Origin of the sequence: Herbidospora solisilvae (assembly GCF_009901565.1) — a bacterium.
GTDB classification, from domain to species: Bacteria; Actinomycetota; Actinomycetes; order Streptosporangiales; family Streptosporangiaceae; genus Herbidospora; species Herbidospora solisilvae.
This window is the reverse complement of sequence record NZ_WXEW01000011.1, coordinates 89,246-104,941: the sequence shown is the minus strand read 5'-3', so window position 1 is coordinate 104,941 and position 15,696 is coordinate 89,246. Positions and strand designations below refer to the sequence as shown.

Annotated in this window: 13 protein-coding genes; 6 read left to right on the top strand and 7 right to left on the bottom strand. The window is 71.5% G+C overall.

Annotation, left to right across the window (positions count from 1 at the left end; all coding sequences use genetic code 11):
- The first annotated feature begins 89 nt into the window (after positions 1-89).
- The 4 genes from GT755_RS33160 to menD are packed head-to-tail and all read left to right on the top strand — an operon-like array spanning position 90 to position 4,572.
- Complete coding sequence (locus GT755_RS33160) at positions 90-866, top strand: class I SAM-dependent methyltransferase (RefSeq protein WP_328794703.1); 777 nt, start codon at positions 90-92, stop codon at positions 864-866.
- Positions 866-2,050, top strand: a complete 1,185-nt coding sequence (locus tag GT755_RS33155) for an isochorismate synthase (protein ID WP_161483521.1) — start codon at positions 866-868, stop codon at positions 2,048-2,050. Before GT755_RS33160 ends, GT755_RS33155 begins: the two co-directional genes overlap by 1 nt.
- Positions 2,051-2,056: 6 nt before the next feature.
- Positions 2,057-2,935 (top strand): 1,4-dihydroxy-2-naphthoyl-CoA synthase, encoded by an 879-nt coding sequence (locus tag GT755_RS33150; RefSeq protein WP_030452104.1) that lies wholly within the window; start codon positions 2,057-2,059, stop codon positions 2,933-2,935.
- Complete coding sequence (gene menD / locus GT755_RS33145) at positions 2,923-4,572, top strand: 2-succinyl-5-enolpyruvyl-6-hydroxy-3-cyclohexene-1-carboxylic-acid synthase (protein WP_161483520.1); 1,650 nt, start codon at positions 2,923-2,925, stop codon at positions 4,570-4,572. Before GT755_RS33150 ends, menD begins: the two co-directional genes overlap by 13 nt.
- Here the strand turns inward: menD and GT755_RS33140 are convergent.
- The 7 genes from GT755_RS33140 to GT755_RS33110 all read right to left on the bottom strand — a co-directional run bounded on the left by GT755_RS33140 (position 4,542) and on the right by GT755_RS33110 (position 11,900).
- On the bottom strand, positions 4,542-5,126 hold the full coding sequence (locus tag GT755_RS33140) for a GTP-binding protein (RefSeq protein ID WP_161483519.1): 585 nt from the start codon (positions 5,124-5,126) through the stop codon (positions 4,542-4,544). The genes menD and GT755_RS33140 overlap by 31 nt on opposite strands.
- Positions 5,107-5,466 carry a DUF742 domain-containing protein gene (locus GT755_RS33135; RefSeq protein ID WP_030452107.1) on the bottom strand — a complete coding sequence of 120 codons (360 nt, stop codon included), beginning with the start codon at positions 5,464-5,466 and terminating at the stop codon, positions 5,107-5,109. The genes GT755_RS33140 and GT755_RS33135 overlap by 20 nt, the downstream gene beginning before the upstream one ends.
- Positions 5,463-5,876 carry a roadblock/LC7 domain-containing protein gene (locus GT755_RS40200; RefSeq protein ID WP_161483518.1) on the bottom strand — a complete coding sequence of 138 codons (414 nt, stop codon included), beginning with the start codon at positions 5,874-5,876 and terminating at the stop codon, positions 5,463-5,465. Before GT755_RS40200 ends, GT755_RS33135 begins: the two co-directional genes overlap by 4 nt.
- Complete coding sequence (locus GT755_RS40195) at positions 5,873-8,125, bottom strand: sensor histidine kinase (RefSeq protein ID WP_161483517.1); 2,253 nt, start codon at positions 8,123-8,125, stop codon at positions 5,873-5,875. Before GT755_RS40195 ends, GT755_RS40200 begins: the two co-directional genes overlap by 4 nt.
- A gap of 138 nt (positions 8,126-8,263) precedes the next feature.
- Positions 8,264-9,760 carry a prenyltransferase/squalene oxidase repeat-containing protein gene (locus GT755_RS33120; protein WP_202610809.1) on the bottom strand — a complete coding sequence of 499 codons (1,497 nt, stop codon included), beginning with the start codon at positions 9,758-9,760 and terminating at the stop codon, positions 8,264-8,266.
- A complete protein-coding gene (locus GT755_RS33115) occupies positions 9,757-10,551 on the bottom strand; it encodes a terpene synthase family protein (RefSeq protein WP_161483516.1) in 795 nt (264 codons plus the stop codon). The genes GT755_RS33120 and GT755_RS33115 overlap by 4 nt, the downstream gene beginning before the upstream one ends.
- A complete protein-coding gene (locus GT755_RS33110; RefSeq protein ID WP_268903603.1) occupies positions 10,548-11,900 on the bottom strand; it encodes a cytochrome P450 in 1,353 nt (450 codons plus the stop codon). Before GT755_RS33110 ends, GT755_RS33115 begins: the two co-directional genes overlap by 4 nt.
- 386 nt (positions 11,901-12,286) lie before the next feature.
- Between GT755_RS33110 and GT755_RS41440 the strand changes: the two genes are divergently transcribed.
- Positions 12,287-14,482, top strand: coding sequence for a glycoside hydrolase family 5 protein (locus tag GT755_RS41440; protein WP_161483514.1), 2,196 nt, complete (start codon positions 12,287-12,289; stop codon positions 14,480-14,482).
- A gap of 229 nt (positions 14,483-14,711) precedes the next feature.
- The gene (locus GT755_RS33100) at positions 14,712-15,671 is read left to right on the top strand and encodes a ketopantoate reductase family protein (protein ID WP_161483513.1); all 960 of its coding nucleotides are present in this window, start codon (positions 14,712-14,714) and stop codon (positions 15,669-15,671) included.
- The last annotated feature ends 25 nt before the right edge of the window (positions 15,672-15,696 follow it).

Sequence of the window (15,696 nt, the reverse complement as noted above, 5' to 3'; positions counted from 1 at the left end):
TGATGTGATCACGCCCTAGCATGCGGAACCGGACTGCTTGTCTTTCCCGGGGGGGAAATCCAGTGACGCATGCGCTCGCGCATCAATATGTGTTCGACAACGACGGAGACCACTCGGCCGACCAGCATCGATGCCTGGCCGACCTGCTCGACCCGCTGACGTTCGGCCGGCTGGCCCAGACGGGCGTCGGCGACGGCTGGAACTGCCTGGAGATCGGGGCGGGCGGCGGCAGCGTCGCGCGGTGGCTGGCCGGCCGGGTCGCGCCCCGCGGCCACGTCTTCGCCACCGACATCAAGCCGGGCCTCATCCCGGCCTGCGACGGGCTGACCGTCACCAGGCACGACATCGTCCACGACCCGCTGCCGCCGGCGGCGTTCGACCTGGTGCACGCCCGGCTGGTGCTCAGCCACCTGCCCGAGCGGGCGGCGGTGCTGGCCCGGCTGCGCGACGCGCTGCGGCCCGGCGGATGGTTGCAGGTCGACGAGATCGACGTCACCCACTGGCCCGCCCTGCTGGCGCCCGACCACGGCTCCCGGGAGCTCTACGAGACGTTCCTGCGTGCGATGGCCTCGGTGCTCGTCGGCGTGGGCAGCGACCCGACGTGGGGACGCTCGGCCGCGCAGGAGATCGCCCAGGCCGGTTTCACCCAGATCGACCCGTGGTGCCACGTCGAGGTGTGGGGCCCGAAGTCGCCCGGCCTGGAGCTGCTCACCAGCAACAGCTTCCACCTGGAGGACCACTTCCTGGCCACCGGCCTGACGAGGGACCAGCTCGACGAGGTGCGGGCCGTGATGGCCGACCCGGGGTTCCGCGCGGTGTCCTTCACCGTCCACTCGGTGCTGGCGCGCCGGCCCGAGGAGACCTGATGGAGCTGGTGCGGACGGTTCCGATCCAGGATCCCGGCCCGCTGATCGACGCCGCACCCTTCGCCGACAGCGTGCTCTGGCTGCACGGCGACGAGGGCATGGCCGGATGGGGCGTCGCGGCCCGGTTCGAGGTGAGCGGCCCCGGCCGGTTCGAGCACGCCCGCCGCTGGTTCCGGCAGTGGCTGGCACGGCGCAACGTCGACGACCGCGTGGGCCTGCCGGGCTCCGGGCCGGTCGCCTTCGGCAGCTTCACCTTCGACCACGGGCCCGGACGGTCGGTGTTCGTCATCCCGCAGGTGCTGATCGCCCGGCGCGACGGCGCCTCCTGGATGACCACCGTGGGCGACCCCTGCCATCCCGATGGAACGGTCCCCGACCCGCTGCCGAACGTTCGGTGGCTGGCCGAGCCCGACGCCGAGGAACGTTTTCACAAGCAGGTCTCCCGGGCGGTCGACGACATCAGGGCCGGGCGGCTGCACAAGGTCGTGCTAGCCAGGGACGTGCGAGGGCTGCTCGGCGGGCCGTTCGACCCGCGCACGGCGGTCTCGCGGCTGCACGACCGCTTCCCCGGCTGCTGGACGTTCGCCGTCGACGGGCTCGTCGGCGCCTCGCCCGAGCTGCTGACCGGCCGGTTCGGGCGGATGGTGAAGTCGCTGGTGCTGGCCGGCACCGACTGGCCCGGCGGCGCGATCGGCCTGGGCACCGAGAAGACCGCGGTCGAGCACGAACTGGCCGCCGACTCGGCCGAGGACGTGCTGCGGGCGCACTGCTCCCAGCTCGACGTCCACGAACCGCACGAACTGCAACTGGCCAACGTCACCCACCTGGCGACCCGCATCAGCGGCACGCTCAGCCACAACGTCGACGCGCTCACCCTGGCCTCGCGGCTCCATCCGACCGCCGCCGTCTGCGGCACCCCGTTCCGGGAGGCCCTGTCGCTGCTGCGCGAGCTGGAGAACCTCGACCGGGGGCGCTACGCCGGTCCGGTCGGCTGGCAGGACGCGCGCGGCGACGGCGAATGGTGCATCGCGCTGCGGTGCGCCGAGGTGAAGGGCCCCAACCTGCGGCTGTTCGCCGGATGCGGCATCGTCGGCGACTCCAACCCGACCTCGGAGTGGCACGAGACCGAGGCGAAACTCGGCGCCATCCGGGATCTGTTCGCCGATCCCACCTGCGTAAAGTGAGACAGCATGGTTTCTGAACTGTTCGACGAGAAGGCGTGGCGCCCCGTCGAGGGCTTCGACTTCGCCGACATCACCTACCACCGCGCGGTTGACCAGGGCACGGTTCGGATCGCCTTCAACCGTCCCGAGGTGCGCAACGCGTTCCGCCCGCAGACGGTCGACGAGCTCTTCCAGGCGTTCGACCACGCCCGGCAGCAGGTCGACGTCGGGTGTGTGCTGCTGACCGGCAACGGGCCCTCGCCGCGCGACGGCGGCTGGGCCTTCTGCTCCGGCGGCGACCAGCGCATCCGGGGCAAGGACGGCTACCAGTACGCCGACGGCACCCCCGCCACCGGCCGCCTCCACATCCTGGAGGTGCAGCGGCAGATCCGCTTCATGGGCAAGGTCGTCATCTGCGTGGTGCCGGGCTGGGCGGCGGGCGGCGGCCACAGCCTCCACGTGGTGGCCGACCTGACCCTCGCCAGCCGGGAGCACGCGAGGTTCAAGCAGACCGACGCCGACGTCGCCAGCTTCGACGGCGGCTTCGGCAGCGCCTACCTGGCCCGCCAGGTGGGCCAGAAGTTCGCCCGCGAGATCTTCTTCCTGGGCGAGACCTACGACGCCGAGGCCGCCCACCGGATGGGCATGGTCAACGCGGTCGTGCCCCACGAGGAGCTCGAGGTCGTCGCGCTCGAATGGGCCCGCAAGATCAACGCCAAGAGCCCGACCGCGCAGCGCATGCTGAAATACGCGTTCAACCTCATCGACGACGGGCTCGTGGGCCAGCAGGTGTTCGCCGGGGAGGCGACGCGGCTGGCGTACATGACCGACGAGGCGGCCGAGGGCCGCGACTCGTTCCTCGAGAAACGCTCACCCGATTGGAGCCCGTTCCCATGGCACTTCTGAGCGGGAACGGCTCCACCGCGCTGGCCGGGGTGGTCGTCGACGAACTGGCCCGCTGCGGGCTGGCCGAGGTCGTCGTCTCCCCCGGCTCCCGGTCGACGGCCCTCGCGCTGGCCTTCCACAACAACGAGCACGTGCGGCTGCACGTCCGGGTCGACGAGCGCTCGGCGGCGTTCCTGGCGCTGGGCCTGGCCCGGCGGTCGGGCCGCCCGGTCGCTCTCGTCTGTACGTCCGGCACCGCCGCCGCCAACTACCTGCCCGCCGTGGTCGAGGCCGCCGAGTCGGGCATCCCGTTGCTGCTGCTGACGGCCGACCGGCCGCCGGAGCTGCGGGCGACCGGCGCCAACCAGACGATCGACCAGATCAAGCTCTACGGCGGCCACGTGCGCTGGTTCTGCGAGATGGGCGCGGCCGAACCGGGCCAGATGCCCTACTGGCGGACCACCGTCGACCGGGCCTGGTCGGCCATGCTCAGCCCCGACCCGGGCCCGGTCCACGTCAACCTGGCCTTCCGCGACCCGCTGATCCCGTCGGGCGACGCCGACAAGCTGCTGGAGGGCCGCGCCGACCGCCGCCCCTGGACGGCCATGACGCCGCCCGCGCCGATCCTCGACCCGGTCGAACTCCCGGCCGAGGAGCGCGGCGTCATCGTGCTCGGCGACGGCGCGGAGGACGACGACTGGGAGGGCCTGGCCGAGGCCACCGGCTGGCCGATCCTGGCCGAGCCGACGAGCGGCCACCGCAGCGGCCCGGCGGCCATTTCGACCTACCGCAGCCTGCTCGGCGACCCGGCGTTCGCCCGGGTGTTCCGGCCGGGCCTGGTCGTCACCTCCGGCCGGGTGGGGTTGTCACGCGCGGCGCTGGCCTACATCCGGTCGGCCGAACGCCACGTCGTGGTCTCCCGCGCCACCCGCCACCCCGACCCGACCCGCACGGCGATGGCGGTCGTCCCGTCGGTGCGGCCCGGCGAGATGACCGGGCCGACCGAGTGGACGGCCACCTGGCACGAGGCCGAGAAGCGCGCCCGCGACGCGATCGACCTGCTGCTCGACGCCATCCCGGTGAGCGAGCCGAGGCTGGCCCGCGACCTGGTCGCGGCGCTGCCGTCGAACGCGCTGCTGTTCGCCGGGTCGAGCATGCCGATCCGCGACCTCGACCTGGCGATGCGGCCGCGCGACGGCGTGCGGATCATGGCCAACCGGGGCGCGTCCGGCATCGACGGCCTGGTGTCGTCGGCGATCGGCGCGGCGCTGGCCCACGACGGCCCCTCCTACGCCCTGATCGGCGACCTGTCGCTCATCCACGACCAGAACGGCCTGGTCATGGGCCCGATGGAGCCCCGGCCCGACCTGACGATCGTGGTCGTCAACAACGACGGCGGCGGCATCTTCTCGACCCTCGAACCGGCCGGCCGGCCGGAGTTCGAGCGCCTCTTCGGCACGCCCCACGGCGTCAGCGCCCGCGACGTCGCCGCGATGGCGCAGGTCCCGTACGCACGGGTCAACGGCGTGAACGAGATGCAGCCCAGCACGGGCCTGTGGGTGGTCGAGGTCGTCACCGAACGCGACGAACAGGCCGCCGTCCGGCGACGCATCCAGGAGGCGGTGTCTCAGACCTTGGCCACCGGCCGCCTGCTGTAGGCGTGCTGGACGAGGGTGATCAGCACCTCCTTGCCGGAGGCGCGGCGGCGGGCGTCGCACAGCAGCACCGGGATGTCCGGCGGCAGGCTGAGCGCCATCTTCACCTCGGCCAGGTCGTAGACCGGGGCGCCCTCGAAGCAGTTGACCGCGACGACGAACGGGGTGCCGCGCCGCTCGAAGTAGTCGACCGACGGGAAGCAGTCGGAGAGCCGGCGGGTGTCGGCGAGCACGACGGCGCCCAGGGCGCCCCTGGCCAGTTCGTCCCAGACGAACCAGAACCGCTCCTGGCCGGGGGTGCCGAACAGGTAGAGCACGTAGTCGTCGCCGACGCTGATCCGGCCGAAGTCCATCGCCACCGTGGTGGTGGTCTTCCGCTCGACGCCCGACAGGTCGTCGACGCCGATGCTGCGGTCGGTCAGCAGCTCCTCGGTGCGCAGCGGCCGGATCTCGGAGACCGCGCCGACCATCGTCGTCTTGCCCACCCCGAAGCCGCCCGCGATCAGCAGCTTCACGGGGGTGGGCATGCGAGGTTTGTCAGAGGGCACGGAGGCCATCGAGCACCGCCCTATACATTCGCTCGTCGAGTACGTCCACCTCGGGCTGCGGGTCCTGGACCGCCACGAAGCCCGAATCGAGCAGGTCGCCGAGCAGCACCCGGACCGTGCCCGCGGGCAGGTCGAGGGCGGCGGCGATCTCGGCCACCGACAGCGGGCGGCGGCACAACCGCACGATCGCCAGGTGCTCGGGGTCGAGCCCGACCTCCAGCCCGGTCGGCTGCCTGATGGCGACCGCCAGGGAGATCAGGTCGAGGTTCGCGCGGGCCTCGGTCCGGCCGCGCGAGATGACGTAGGGACGGACGACCTGCTCGTCGTACAGCTGCTCGTCTGGGTTCACGGGTCGCTCCTGCCCGTAGAAGACGCCGCGGACCGTGCGGGAGACGTCAGATACTGCCCGACGCGGACCACGAGCATCGCCATCTCGTAGGCCACGAGGCCGACGTCGGCGTCCTCCTCGCAGAGCACCGCGAGGCAGGCGCCGTGGCCGGCGACGGTGACCACCAGGTAGGCCGACCGCATCTCGATGATGGTCTGCCGGACGGCTCCGCCCTCGAACCGTTCGCTCACGCCGCGGGCCAGCGACTGCACGCCGGCGGCCACCGCCGACAGATGCTCGGCGCTGGCTATCTCCAGGTCCCGTGAGCTCGCGAGCAGCAGCCCGTCGGAGGACAACACGATGCCGTGCCGCACCTCCCGGACATTGCTGACCAGGTCGTCGAGGAGCCAGGCGAGGTCGGCGGCGGTCACCGATCGTCCCCTTCGTTCTGTTGGAGTTTGCGGGCCGCATCGGACCGTCCCCGCCGGGTGCCCGACTGGAACGAGCCCATGATGCGCATGATGTCTTCGGGTGACCGTTCGTCGTCCTCTTCCTCCGGTTCCGCGAGGTCGTCGACCGCGTCGCGCAGCGACGGGGCGATGCTCGCCTGGGGAACGCGGAAGGGCAGACCAGACGGGGTGAACTCGGTCACGGTGGCCTCCGGGACGCGCGGAGCGACAGGGGTGTCCTGCTCGGGCTCTGGGTGGCGCCGGGTGAGCTGTGCCACGGGCGCGGCGAGCATCGTGACCTCGGCCAGTCTCGGAAGGGCCTCGGGCAGTTGCTCGGCCGGGGGGATGTCGGCCGGCCGGTCGTCGATGACCAGCTCGCTCGGCAGCAGTACCACGGCGGTCGTGCCGCCGTAGGGGGAGCTCTTGAGGGAGACCCGGATGCCGTGGCGTTCGGCCAGGCGGCTGACGACGTAGAGGCCGAGCCGCGCGGTGCTCGACAGGTTGAACTCCGGCGGGTTGAGGATGCGGGCGTTGGCCTCGTCGAGGTCCTCCTGGGTCATGCCCAGGCCCCGGTCCTCGATCTCGATGGCGTAGCCGCTGGCGACCGGGTGGCCGCCGACCTGCACGACGGTGTAGGGCGGCGAGAACGACACGGCGTTCTCGATGACCTCGGCGAGCAGGTGGATGACGTCGCCGACCGCCCGGCCGGTCAGGTCGACCTGGCCCATCGGCATGATCGTCACGCGCGTGTAGTCTTCGACCTCGGCGAGCGCGCCGCGCACCACGTCGACCATCGGGACCGCGCGCCGCCAGGCGCGGGCCGGGGTGGCGCCCGACAGGACGATGAGGTTCTCGGCGTTGCGGCGCATGCGGGTGGCGAGGTGGTCGACCCGGAACAGGTCCTTGAGCTCCTCGGCGTCGGTCTCGCGGCGCTCCATGACGTCGAGCAGGGTGAGCTGGCGGTGCACGAGCGACTGGGTGCGCCGGGCCAGGCTGAGCAGGATGTCGCGGATCGACTGCCGGAGCTCGGCCTCCTCGACGGCGGTCCGGATCGCGGTCTCCTGCACGGCGTTGAACGCCTGGCCCACCTGGCCGATGACGTCGCCGCCGAACTCCAGGGGCGGCGCCTCCTTGGCGACGTCGACCTTCTCGCCGTGGGCGAGCCGTTCGACGACGCCGGGCAGCCGCTCGTCGGCGAGCTGGTGGGCGGCGTCGCGCAGCTTCTCCAGCTGCGCGATCAGGCGCCGGGCGGTGGTGATCGACAGGACGATCGACGCGATGACCGCCACCAGCCCGAGACCGCCGGCCAGGACCAGCCGCACGATGACGCCCAGGGCGACCGGCGTGGCCCGCTCGACCACCCGGTCACCACCGGCGAGGACCTCGTCCATCATCCGGCCGAGCGCGACCGAGGTGGTCTGCTTCCACTGGTCGGCGGTGACGGGCGGCGCCTCCAGGGTCCGGCCGCGCTCCATCACCACGTTCTCGATCTGGCGGAGCGCGGTGAAGGCGTCGCTCTCGAGCAGCGTGTCGAAGTGGGCGCGGTCGGAGGGGCGCAGTTCGCCGACCTGCTCGGCCGTCTGGAAACGCTGGGCGCCGACGATCTGAACGAATTTCGCGTGTTCCCCGGCGCCGAAACGACCGGCCGCGATCGCACCGGCGAGCAGCGCGTCCTCTTGCGAAAGAACTTCACGTGCGCGCTGAAGACTGATGTAAGTGCGAGCATCCTTCGCGATTTCGTCGTCGTCGAGCGTGGCGACGGAGAAATACGTGCGGAAGATGGCGTCGAGCGCCCGGGTGTAGCCGTCGGCGGCCTGCTCGCGGTTGATCCGGCCCTGGTCGACCGCCTTGCGGATGTCGGTCAGCCCGGCCAGGAGGCCGAACAGCTCGTCGAGGCGCTTCATCGTGTCGGGGCTGGAGGCGAACCTGACGTCGTCGCCTCTGGCCAGCTTCTCGAAGTGGGCCCTGGTCTGGTCGGTCTTGGCGCGCAGCCCGGCCATGTCGGGCAGGGGGCGGCGGGTCGCCAGCTGAACGACCGTCGCGCGCCGTTCGTCCTGGAGGGCGAGCACGAGCGGGTCACTGGGTTGCGCGACACCCTGGTCGAAGGTGTTCACGAACAGGAGGTTGACGCCTTCCCGGAGCGTGACCCAGGCCGCGAACCCCCAGAGGGCCGCGAGGGACAGCAGCAGTGCCACCACCTTGGTGCGCACTCGGGAATTGCGTAAGCGCATATCAACCACCCTGGGACGTTTCCCGGCGATTACTAACTCGTCACCGCTTAGCGGGGATTTCCGGGGCGCAAGCCGCAGGCGCCCCGGGGAACCTTAGCAATGCCGGGAAACACACTCAACACGTGTCCCTTTATGTACTCATATCTGAAGATGGGCCGCTGCATTCCGTCGCGTGAGATGACGCGCCGCGATCATGGCCGCTCTGACGATGGAAACGGGCAGGTACAGATCCTTGTCGTGCCACAGCGGCGGCCATTCCGAGATGTCGTCTTCGTCGGTCAGAAAGGCGTGTCCCCGGGCCGCCGCCTCGCGGTGCCCGGAGCCTCCGGCGAGCAGGAGGATCTGCAGCGCGTAGGCGGTCTCCTCCTGGGTGCCGGCCCACCTGCCCCACGATCCGTCCTCGCGCTGGGTGGCGACCGTCCAGCTCAGCGCCCTGGCCACACTCTCCTCGGCCGCCGGGCCGCCGTACTCGCGCAGGGCCAGGGCGGCGCAGGCGGTGGCGTAGTAGGGGCTGGCGTGCCAGCGGTCGCGCCACGAACCGTCGGGGAGCTGTTTCCCGATCAGCCACGCGACGGCCTTGTCGATCTTCGGCTGATAGCGGCGGGCCTCCGGGACCAGCCTCAGGTGGTGGCCCAGGGCGTCGAGCACGTGGGCGTTCGTGCTGATGGAGGCGCCTTCCTCCGCCCGCCAGGTGCAGAAGTGGGTGTCGAGCTCGTAGGCCAGCAGGCACTCGGTGTCGTACGGGATCCCGAACAGCCCCAGGGCGTAGAGGGCCACCGAGGTGGTGTCGCAGTCGGGCGGCAGGCCCGGCCCGGCCGGGGTGCCCGCGGGGCCGATGGCCGCCATCAGGTCGGCCAGCATCTCGGCCGGTGGATCGACCGGGACACCGGCTCTGACCAGAGTGCTCAGCACCCAGGCGCGCTCGAAGACGGTGATCGGCAGGCCCACCGGGACCGGTCCGCGGAACCGCCGGGCCACCGCCTCCAGGTGCAGGCGGGCGGGGTTGCCGGGGTCCATGAGGCCGCGGTCGCCGAGGTAGGCCGCCGTCGCGGCGGGCGAAGCTCCGACCGTACCAATAGAAGTAAGCCCTGTTTGCGCAAAAGTCGCGGAATCTCCGGCTATTTCCAGTGCGTGGAGCAATTTCTCTGGAACTTGCACACCGGATTTCAACCAGTCGCGAATTCGGCCGAGCGGGGCGGTGCTCATGCCGGGCGGGATCGGCAGGCCCGGGTCGCCGCACCGCGCGTTGATCAGGCCGATCAGGTGCGGCACGATGAGCTCGATCGCCGGCATGTCGGGCAGCGGCCGCCACGGCTCGTCGACCAGCCGTCGCGTCAGCACGGCCAGGCCGCGCCGCGCGGCGGCCCCCGGATCGGCCCGGCCCGACACCGGATCCCCCCGGTCGGCGGCGGACAGCAGGCCTTCGGTCGCGGACAGGGTGGGCACCAGGTCGTAGCCGTCGGGCAGGCCCCAGCCGCCGTCGGGCCGCTGCACGGCGCACAGGTAGTCGATGCGTTCGGCGTGACCCACCAGCCACGGCGTGAGCGTGACCAGGCGGCCGGTCTCGTAGACCGACGGCGAGACGTCGCCCCACGGCCGTGACATCAGGTCCCGGACGAGCCCCTCGGCGGTCACCGGCTCCCCCAGTAGTCGGCGACGCCGTAGAAGCCGGAGCTGTAGCCGATCTGCCGGCGCAGGTAGTCGGCCTGGGGGCCGTCGCCGATGAGCTTCCTCGCGTTGCCGGTCAGGGTCTCGATGTGGGCGCGGACCTCGCCGGGGGTCGGGCCGAGCATCAGCGCGTTCAGGTCGCCCCAGCTCACGTCCCGGTGGTGGGTGGCCAGGTCGTTCAGCAGGCGCAGCACCTTCTGCACCTCGTCGCTGGCCGGGAGGAGGCCGGCCACGCCCTGGACGCCGTTCCTGGCCCAGTGGGCGACGTTGACGAAGGTCGACCCGAAGTTGGCCGCGTTGTCCAGGTAGGCCTCCAGCGTCGGCAGCTCCCCGCGGGCCTTCCAGGCGAACTCGCGGCGCATGGCGTGCAGCATCCGGGCCAGTTCGGCCTCGAACAACCCGGTGGCGTCGGCCACCTCGTCGCGGATCTCGCCGAGGAAGGCGGTCAGCGGGCTGTCGGCGGTGCCGTCCAGGCACTCCTCGACGATCGCGTCGACCTCGGCGAGCTCCTCCGCCCGGTGGTCGATCAGCCAGTCGACCGCGAAGATCCACAGGGACAGCCGGTTGGCCACCCGGAGCTCGGCCACGGTCGCGTCGGGCGAGCCGAACGCGTTGGCCAGCGCGACGGCGTTGAACAGGGTCGCGTCGAAGGGCCGGGCGGGGAACAGGGCGGGGTGGGCGGCGGCGCGCCTGGTCAGATCACGCGCGGAAGCCGCGGCCAGCCCGCTCACGCGGCCGGCGGTATGGGCGTCGGTCACGTGGTCACCGGGCGCAGGATCATCTCGATCTTCTTGCGGCTGCGCAGCGTGCCCGCGGGCTGCACCGGGAACGGCCCCTCGGTGACCAGCTCCGGCCGGAACCGCTTCAGCAGCCCGGCGACCAGCAGCGGCGCCTCGATGTGGAACAGGTGCTGCCCGAGGCACAGGTGCGGACCGGCGCCGAAGGGCAGGTAGGCGTAGCGGTGCGGGCGGTCCTCCCGCCCGGGGGCGAACCTCTCCGGGTCGAAGGTCAGCGGGTCGGGCCAGAACTCGTCCAGGCGATGGGTGACGTACGGGCTGATGAGCACCTGCGACCCGGCCTTGATGGTGACCCCGCCGAGTTCGTGGGTCCGGGTCACCAGGCGGGGCATGGCCCAGCCCGCCGGGTAGAGGCGCAGCGCCTCGCGCAGCACCATGGTCAGGTAGCGCAGTTTCGGCAGCGTGTCCGCGTCCACCGGGCCGTCGCCGGTGACCTCGTCGATCTCCTCGTAGAGTCGCGCCGCCACGTCGGGGTGCTCGTGCAGGATCGGCCACAACCAGGTCAGCGCGACCGCGGTGGTCTCGGTGGCGGCGCCGTAGATGCTGGCCAGGTCGTCGCGGAGCTTGCGGTCGGTGAGCTCGCGACCCTCGCCGTCGCGAGCGCGGACCAGCGCCGAGATGATGTCGGGCCCGTCGCTCCTCTCCTTGCGCGCCTGCCGGATCAGCGGGTAGATCACGTCGTCGATGACCTGCCGGGCGCCCATGAACCTCTTGTCGCCCGGCAGCGGCACCCGCTCGGGCACGAACGGCAGCGCGATCCGGAAGCCCATGGAGGTGTTCGCGGTGGTGTACGCCGGCCCGAGGACCTCGGCCTCGCGGGGGGAGATCCGGTCGCCGAAAAGCACCGAGATGACCGCGCGGGTGGCGATGCGGTTCATCGTGTCCATCGCGTCGAAGGGCACGCCGGGGGTGAGCTCGTCGAGGCCCTCGTCGATCGTGGCGGCCATGTCGGCGGTCAGCGAGGCCACGTAGCGCGCGGTGAAGAGCGGCTGGAGCACCTTGCGGCTGGCCGCCCACCCCGGGCCGTCCGCGATCACGCTGTCGCCCAGCAGCCGCTCGACGGGCTTCCAGAACATGCCCTTACGCAGATAGCTGGTCCAGTCGCCCCGCAGCGCGTGCTGGAGGTGGTCGGGGTGGCTCAGCAGGTAGGGCCGGAACGGGCCGACGTCCAGCCGGACGATCTCTCCTCCGGCGTCCCTGGCCACGTCGGCCAGACCTTCGAGCGGGGCCCGGACGACCATGGGCAGTAATCGATGGAGTGGCAGGTTGCGCGGGGATCGAACGGGTCTCGCGGGTGTCTCGACGGACATTTCTTGGGGCTCCCACACTGAAGGATTTGCGCAGCACAAACAGCGCTCACGGCGGATGAGCGCTTGAACGGTCCAAGAGAGCGTGCGTACGTGACAGAAACGGTGACCGGTTTCGCCGGTCCACAAAGCGCCGGTTACCTCCCGTTTTCACACTTCACTAGCGATATGTCGCACCTGTGATGTTTTGCCGTAACTTCGGCATCACCGGCGCAGTATCACATGATCAAATGGTGATGATCAAGATTGCAGTGGAGTGACACTTTTGTAGGCACCTGACCGAAATAACTGGATCGGTCCTAATTGCAGTGGTATATGACAGATTGCGATGCTCTGACCGGCGAGCACACCCCTAGTCGGAAGGCCTGTGGGGCTGGTTGGATCGCGGGGTGCCCCGTCATGTCACCGCGGACCCCACCGCCCTCCGCGCCGCCGGCGCCGGGGCCGCCGTGCTCGCCGGACTGCTCCTGACCTTGGACCTGGCCGACCCGACGGGGCTGCTCGCCCCCGGCCGCGCCGAGGCCGTGCTCACCGTGACGGCCTTCTTCGGCGCCGCCTACCTGCTGCGGCGGGGTTTCCTGACGACCTGGGGCGCGCTCGTCCTGGCCGCCCTCACCGGGCGTTTCCTCGGGACCGTTCCGCTGGGCGAGGGACCGTTCACCACCGCCTGGGCGTCCGGCTTCACCGGCGTCTACCTGGGCGTTCTCTGCTGGCCCGCCGCGATCCCCGCTTGGATCGTGACACGGCGCACCCGGCGGGCGTGGGGGCGGGCGGTGCCGGAGTTCACGCTGATGGCGGCGTTCGCCGGCGTCGGCGGGCTGCTCGTGCTCGGGAACGGATGGTGGACGCACTCGCCCGTCGGTTACGTCTTCGGGGGCGGATGGTGGTTCTTCGCCCCGACCGCGAGCGCCGGCGTCGTGGGCGGGCTGGCCGGTCTCGGGGTGTTCCTCGCCGTCGTCCACGTCGCCTCGGCGCGGCTGGGCGCGGGGCCCGGCCGGTTCCTCGGGTGCTGGCTCGCGTGCGTCTGCGGAGGGCTCTTCCTGGGCTTCGCCCAGAGCGTCGCGGCCCTCCTCTCGTACGGTCCCGCCGACGCCCCGTCCGGCGACCTGTGGCCGGTGTTCTCCCTGTTCATCAGGCTGGCGGTGGGGGCCTCCTACGGCGCGGTGATCGGGCTGTTCGCCGCCACGGCCACGATCCTGCTGCCCGGCCGGAAGAAGGCGGCCGTGCCCGTCCTGGCGCTGGCGATGACGTTGTCGCCGGAGGCCGCCGCGCTGCCCGACCGGGCGATCACCGACGGCCAGGGCCGCCAGGTGCTGTTACGCGGGGTCGGGGTGAACCAGCTCGTCGACTACTGGAGCGGCGACTCGACCAAGCAGACCGTGCGCCCGCTCACCGACGACGACTTCCGCCAGATGGCCGCGATGGGCTTCTCGGCCGTCCGGCTCGCGGTCTCGTGGTCGCTGCTCGAACCCACCCCCGGCACGCTCGACGCCGGATACGTGGCCCGCATCCGCCGGGCCGTCGACCAGGCCGCCGCCAACGACATGGTCACCGTCATCGACCTGCACCAGGACGCCTGGGGCCGGGGCGTCGTGGCCCCGATGGGCGCCACCTGCCCGACCGGCACCACCCCGATGATCGGCTGGGACGGCGCACCCGGCTGGGCCACCCCCTTCGACGGCAGCGGGCGCTGCCAGTTCCTGGCGAAGGAGCTGGCCCCGGTGGTCAACCGGGCCTTCAGCAACTTCTACGCCGACCGCGACGGCGTCCAGACCCGGCTGGTCGCCACGTGGGGACGGCTGGCCCGCGAGTTCGCCGGCTCGACCGCCGTCGCCGGGTTCGACCTGATGAACAGCCCCGGCCTCGGCGAGACCCCGCCGCTGACCTCCTCGGCCGCGCTCGGCCGCTTCTACGCCCGCGCGGTCGCCGCCATCAGGGAGGCCGAACGCGCGGCGGGCGGCCACCGGCACCTGATCTTCTTCGAGCCGGGCCCGCTGTGGGCGCCGTGGCCCGGCTTCGCCGACGACCCCGGCCTCGTGCTGGCCGTCAAGCCCGGCGACCTGCCGATCGACCCGGCCCGCGCGGTCGCCCTCTCGGCCCGGATGGCCGAACGCTACGGCACCCCCCTGTGGACCAGCGCGTGGGGCGGGGGGCGGCTGGCGGCGTACGCGAAAGCCGAGGACAGCGCCATGATCGGCGGCGCCTTCTGGGTGTGGAAGCAGGCCTGCGGCGACCCCCACCTGGCCGGGACCGATCCGGCCACCGCGGGGAACCTGGTGACCGTCGACTGCGCGACCGGCACGGAAAGAGGTCCGTCACGCTCCGTGAGCAACGTGGTGAGCAGGGCCTACCCGAGGGCGGTGCCGGGCCGCCTGTCGTCCGTCTGGTCGGATCCGGAGCGTCGCCACCTGCGGCTGACCGGAACCAAGGGAACCGGACGGTGCGATCTCGACGTCTGGGCGCCGGGCGCGACCCGCCCGGCGGTGACGACCTCGGGGATCTCCAGCGTGGCGTTCCGGCGGGTGCCCGGCGGATGGCGGCTCTCGGGCTGCCCGGCGGGCGACTTCGTGCTGGAGTTGCGCTAGGAACTCAGGCGGTCGCGGTGACGAGCCAGGCGAGGCCCAGCAGGATGACGACCGGGATCAGCCAGACGACGACCTCGATCGCGAACTCCTTGTACATGAGCCTTCCTTCCGTGAGGTCCGCGGTTTCGTTGGGCAGCATATTGGGTGACCCGAAATCCGCCGAAGTCGATATTCCAACGTCACGGTGACAGAACTCTCCGTGACTGTAAAGCCGGGCAGAATCGGGCACATGCGCTACATCATCATCGGGGCCGGCGGCATCGGGGGCACCATCGGCGCCCGCCTCTTCCAAAGTGGCCACGACGTCATATTGTCCGCCCGAGGGTCTCATCTGACCGCGCTGCGCTCAACCGGGCTGCGTTTCGTCACCCCCAACGGAGCGGAAACACTTCGCATCCCCGCCGTGGGCGACCCCGCCGACCTGGAGTTGCGCGAGGGCGACGTGCTGATCGTCGCGACCAAGACCCAGGACACCGCGGCGGCCCTGGCCGCGTGGGCCCCCCACGCCGACGGCCTGCCGGTGGTCTGCGCGCAGAACGCCGTCGAGAACGAACGTCTCGCCCTGCGCCTGTTCGCCGACGTGTACGGAATGCTGGTCTGGATGCCCGCCCTGCACCTGGAGCCCGGCACGATCGTCGCCTACGGCACTCCTAAGTCCGGCATGCTCCCCCTCGGACGTTATCCACAGGGTGGGGACAAACTTGCTGAGACGGTCGCCGCCGACCTCGACCGCAGCGGCTTCGCCTCGTGGGCCGACCCCGCGATCATGCGCTGGAAGTACGGCAAGCTGCTCGGCAACCTCGGCAACGCCGTCGAGGCCCTGACCGGCCCCGACCCGGCCGGGCTCGACCTGGCCCGGCGGGCCCGCGAGGAGGGCGTGGCCGTGCTGGCCGCCGCCGGGGTCGACGTGACCACCCCCGACGAGGAGCAGGCCCGGCGCGGGCGGCTGGTCGAGCACGGCGAGATCGAAGGCGTGCCCCGGCCGGGCGGTTCGTCGTGGCAGAGCCTGGCCAAGGGCAGCGGCACGATCGAGGCCGACTATCTCAACGGCGAGATCGTGCTGCTCGGACGCGCCCACGGGGTGGCGACACCGGTGAACGCCGTGCTGCAGCGCGAGGCCAACCGGGCGGCCCGGGAGTCCCGTCCACCCGGTTCCCTCTCCGTCGCGGAACTGACCGCCCTGATGTGAAACGTACATGCGTCATCCCAGGTCA

What these genes read in the sequence shown, in the direction of transcription:
- GT755_RS33155 (WP_161483521.1), top strand. Translation starts at nt 866, where the DNA reads ATGGAGCTGGTGCGGACGGTTCCGATCCAGGATCCCGGCCCGCTGATC.
- GT755_RS33150 (WP_030452104.1), top strand. Translation starts at nt 2,057, where the DNA reads ATGGTTTCTGAACTGTTCGACGAGAAGGCGTGGCGCCCCGTCGAGGGC.
- menD (WP_161483520.1), top strand. Translation starts at nt 2,923, where the DNA reads ATGGCACTTCTGAGCGGGAACGGCTCCACCGCGCTGGCCGGGGTGGTC.
- GT755_RS33140 (WP_161483519.1), bottom strand. Translation starts at nt 5,126, where the DNA reads ATGGCCTCCGTGCCCTCTGACAAACCTCGCATGCCCACCCCCGTGAAG.
- GT755_RS40195 (WP_161483517.1), bottom strand. Translation starts at nt 8,125, where the DNA reads ATGCGCTTACGCAATTCCCGAGTGCGCACCAAGGTGGTGGCACTGCTG.
- GT755_RS33110 (WP_268903603.1), bottom strand. Translation starts at nt 11,900, where the DNA reads ATGTCCGTCGAGACACCCGCGAGACCCGTTCGATCCCCGCGCAACCTG.
- GT755_RS33100 (WP_161483513.1), top strand. Translation starts at nt 14,712, where the DNA reads ATGCGCTACATCATCATCGGGGCCGGCGGCATCGGGGGCACCATCGGC.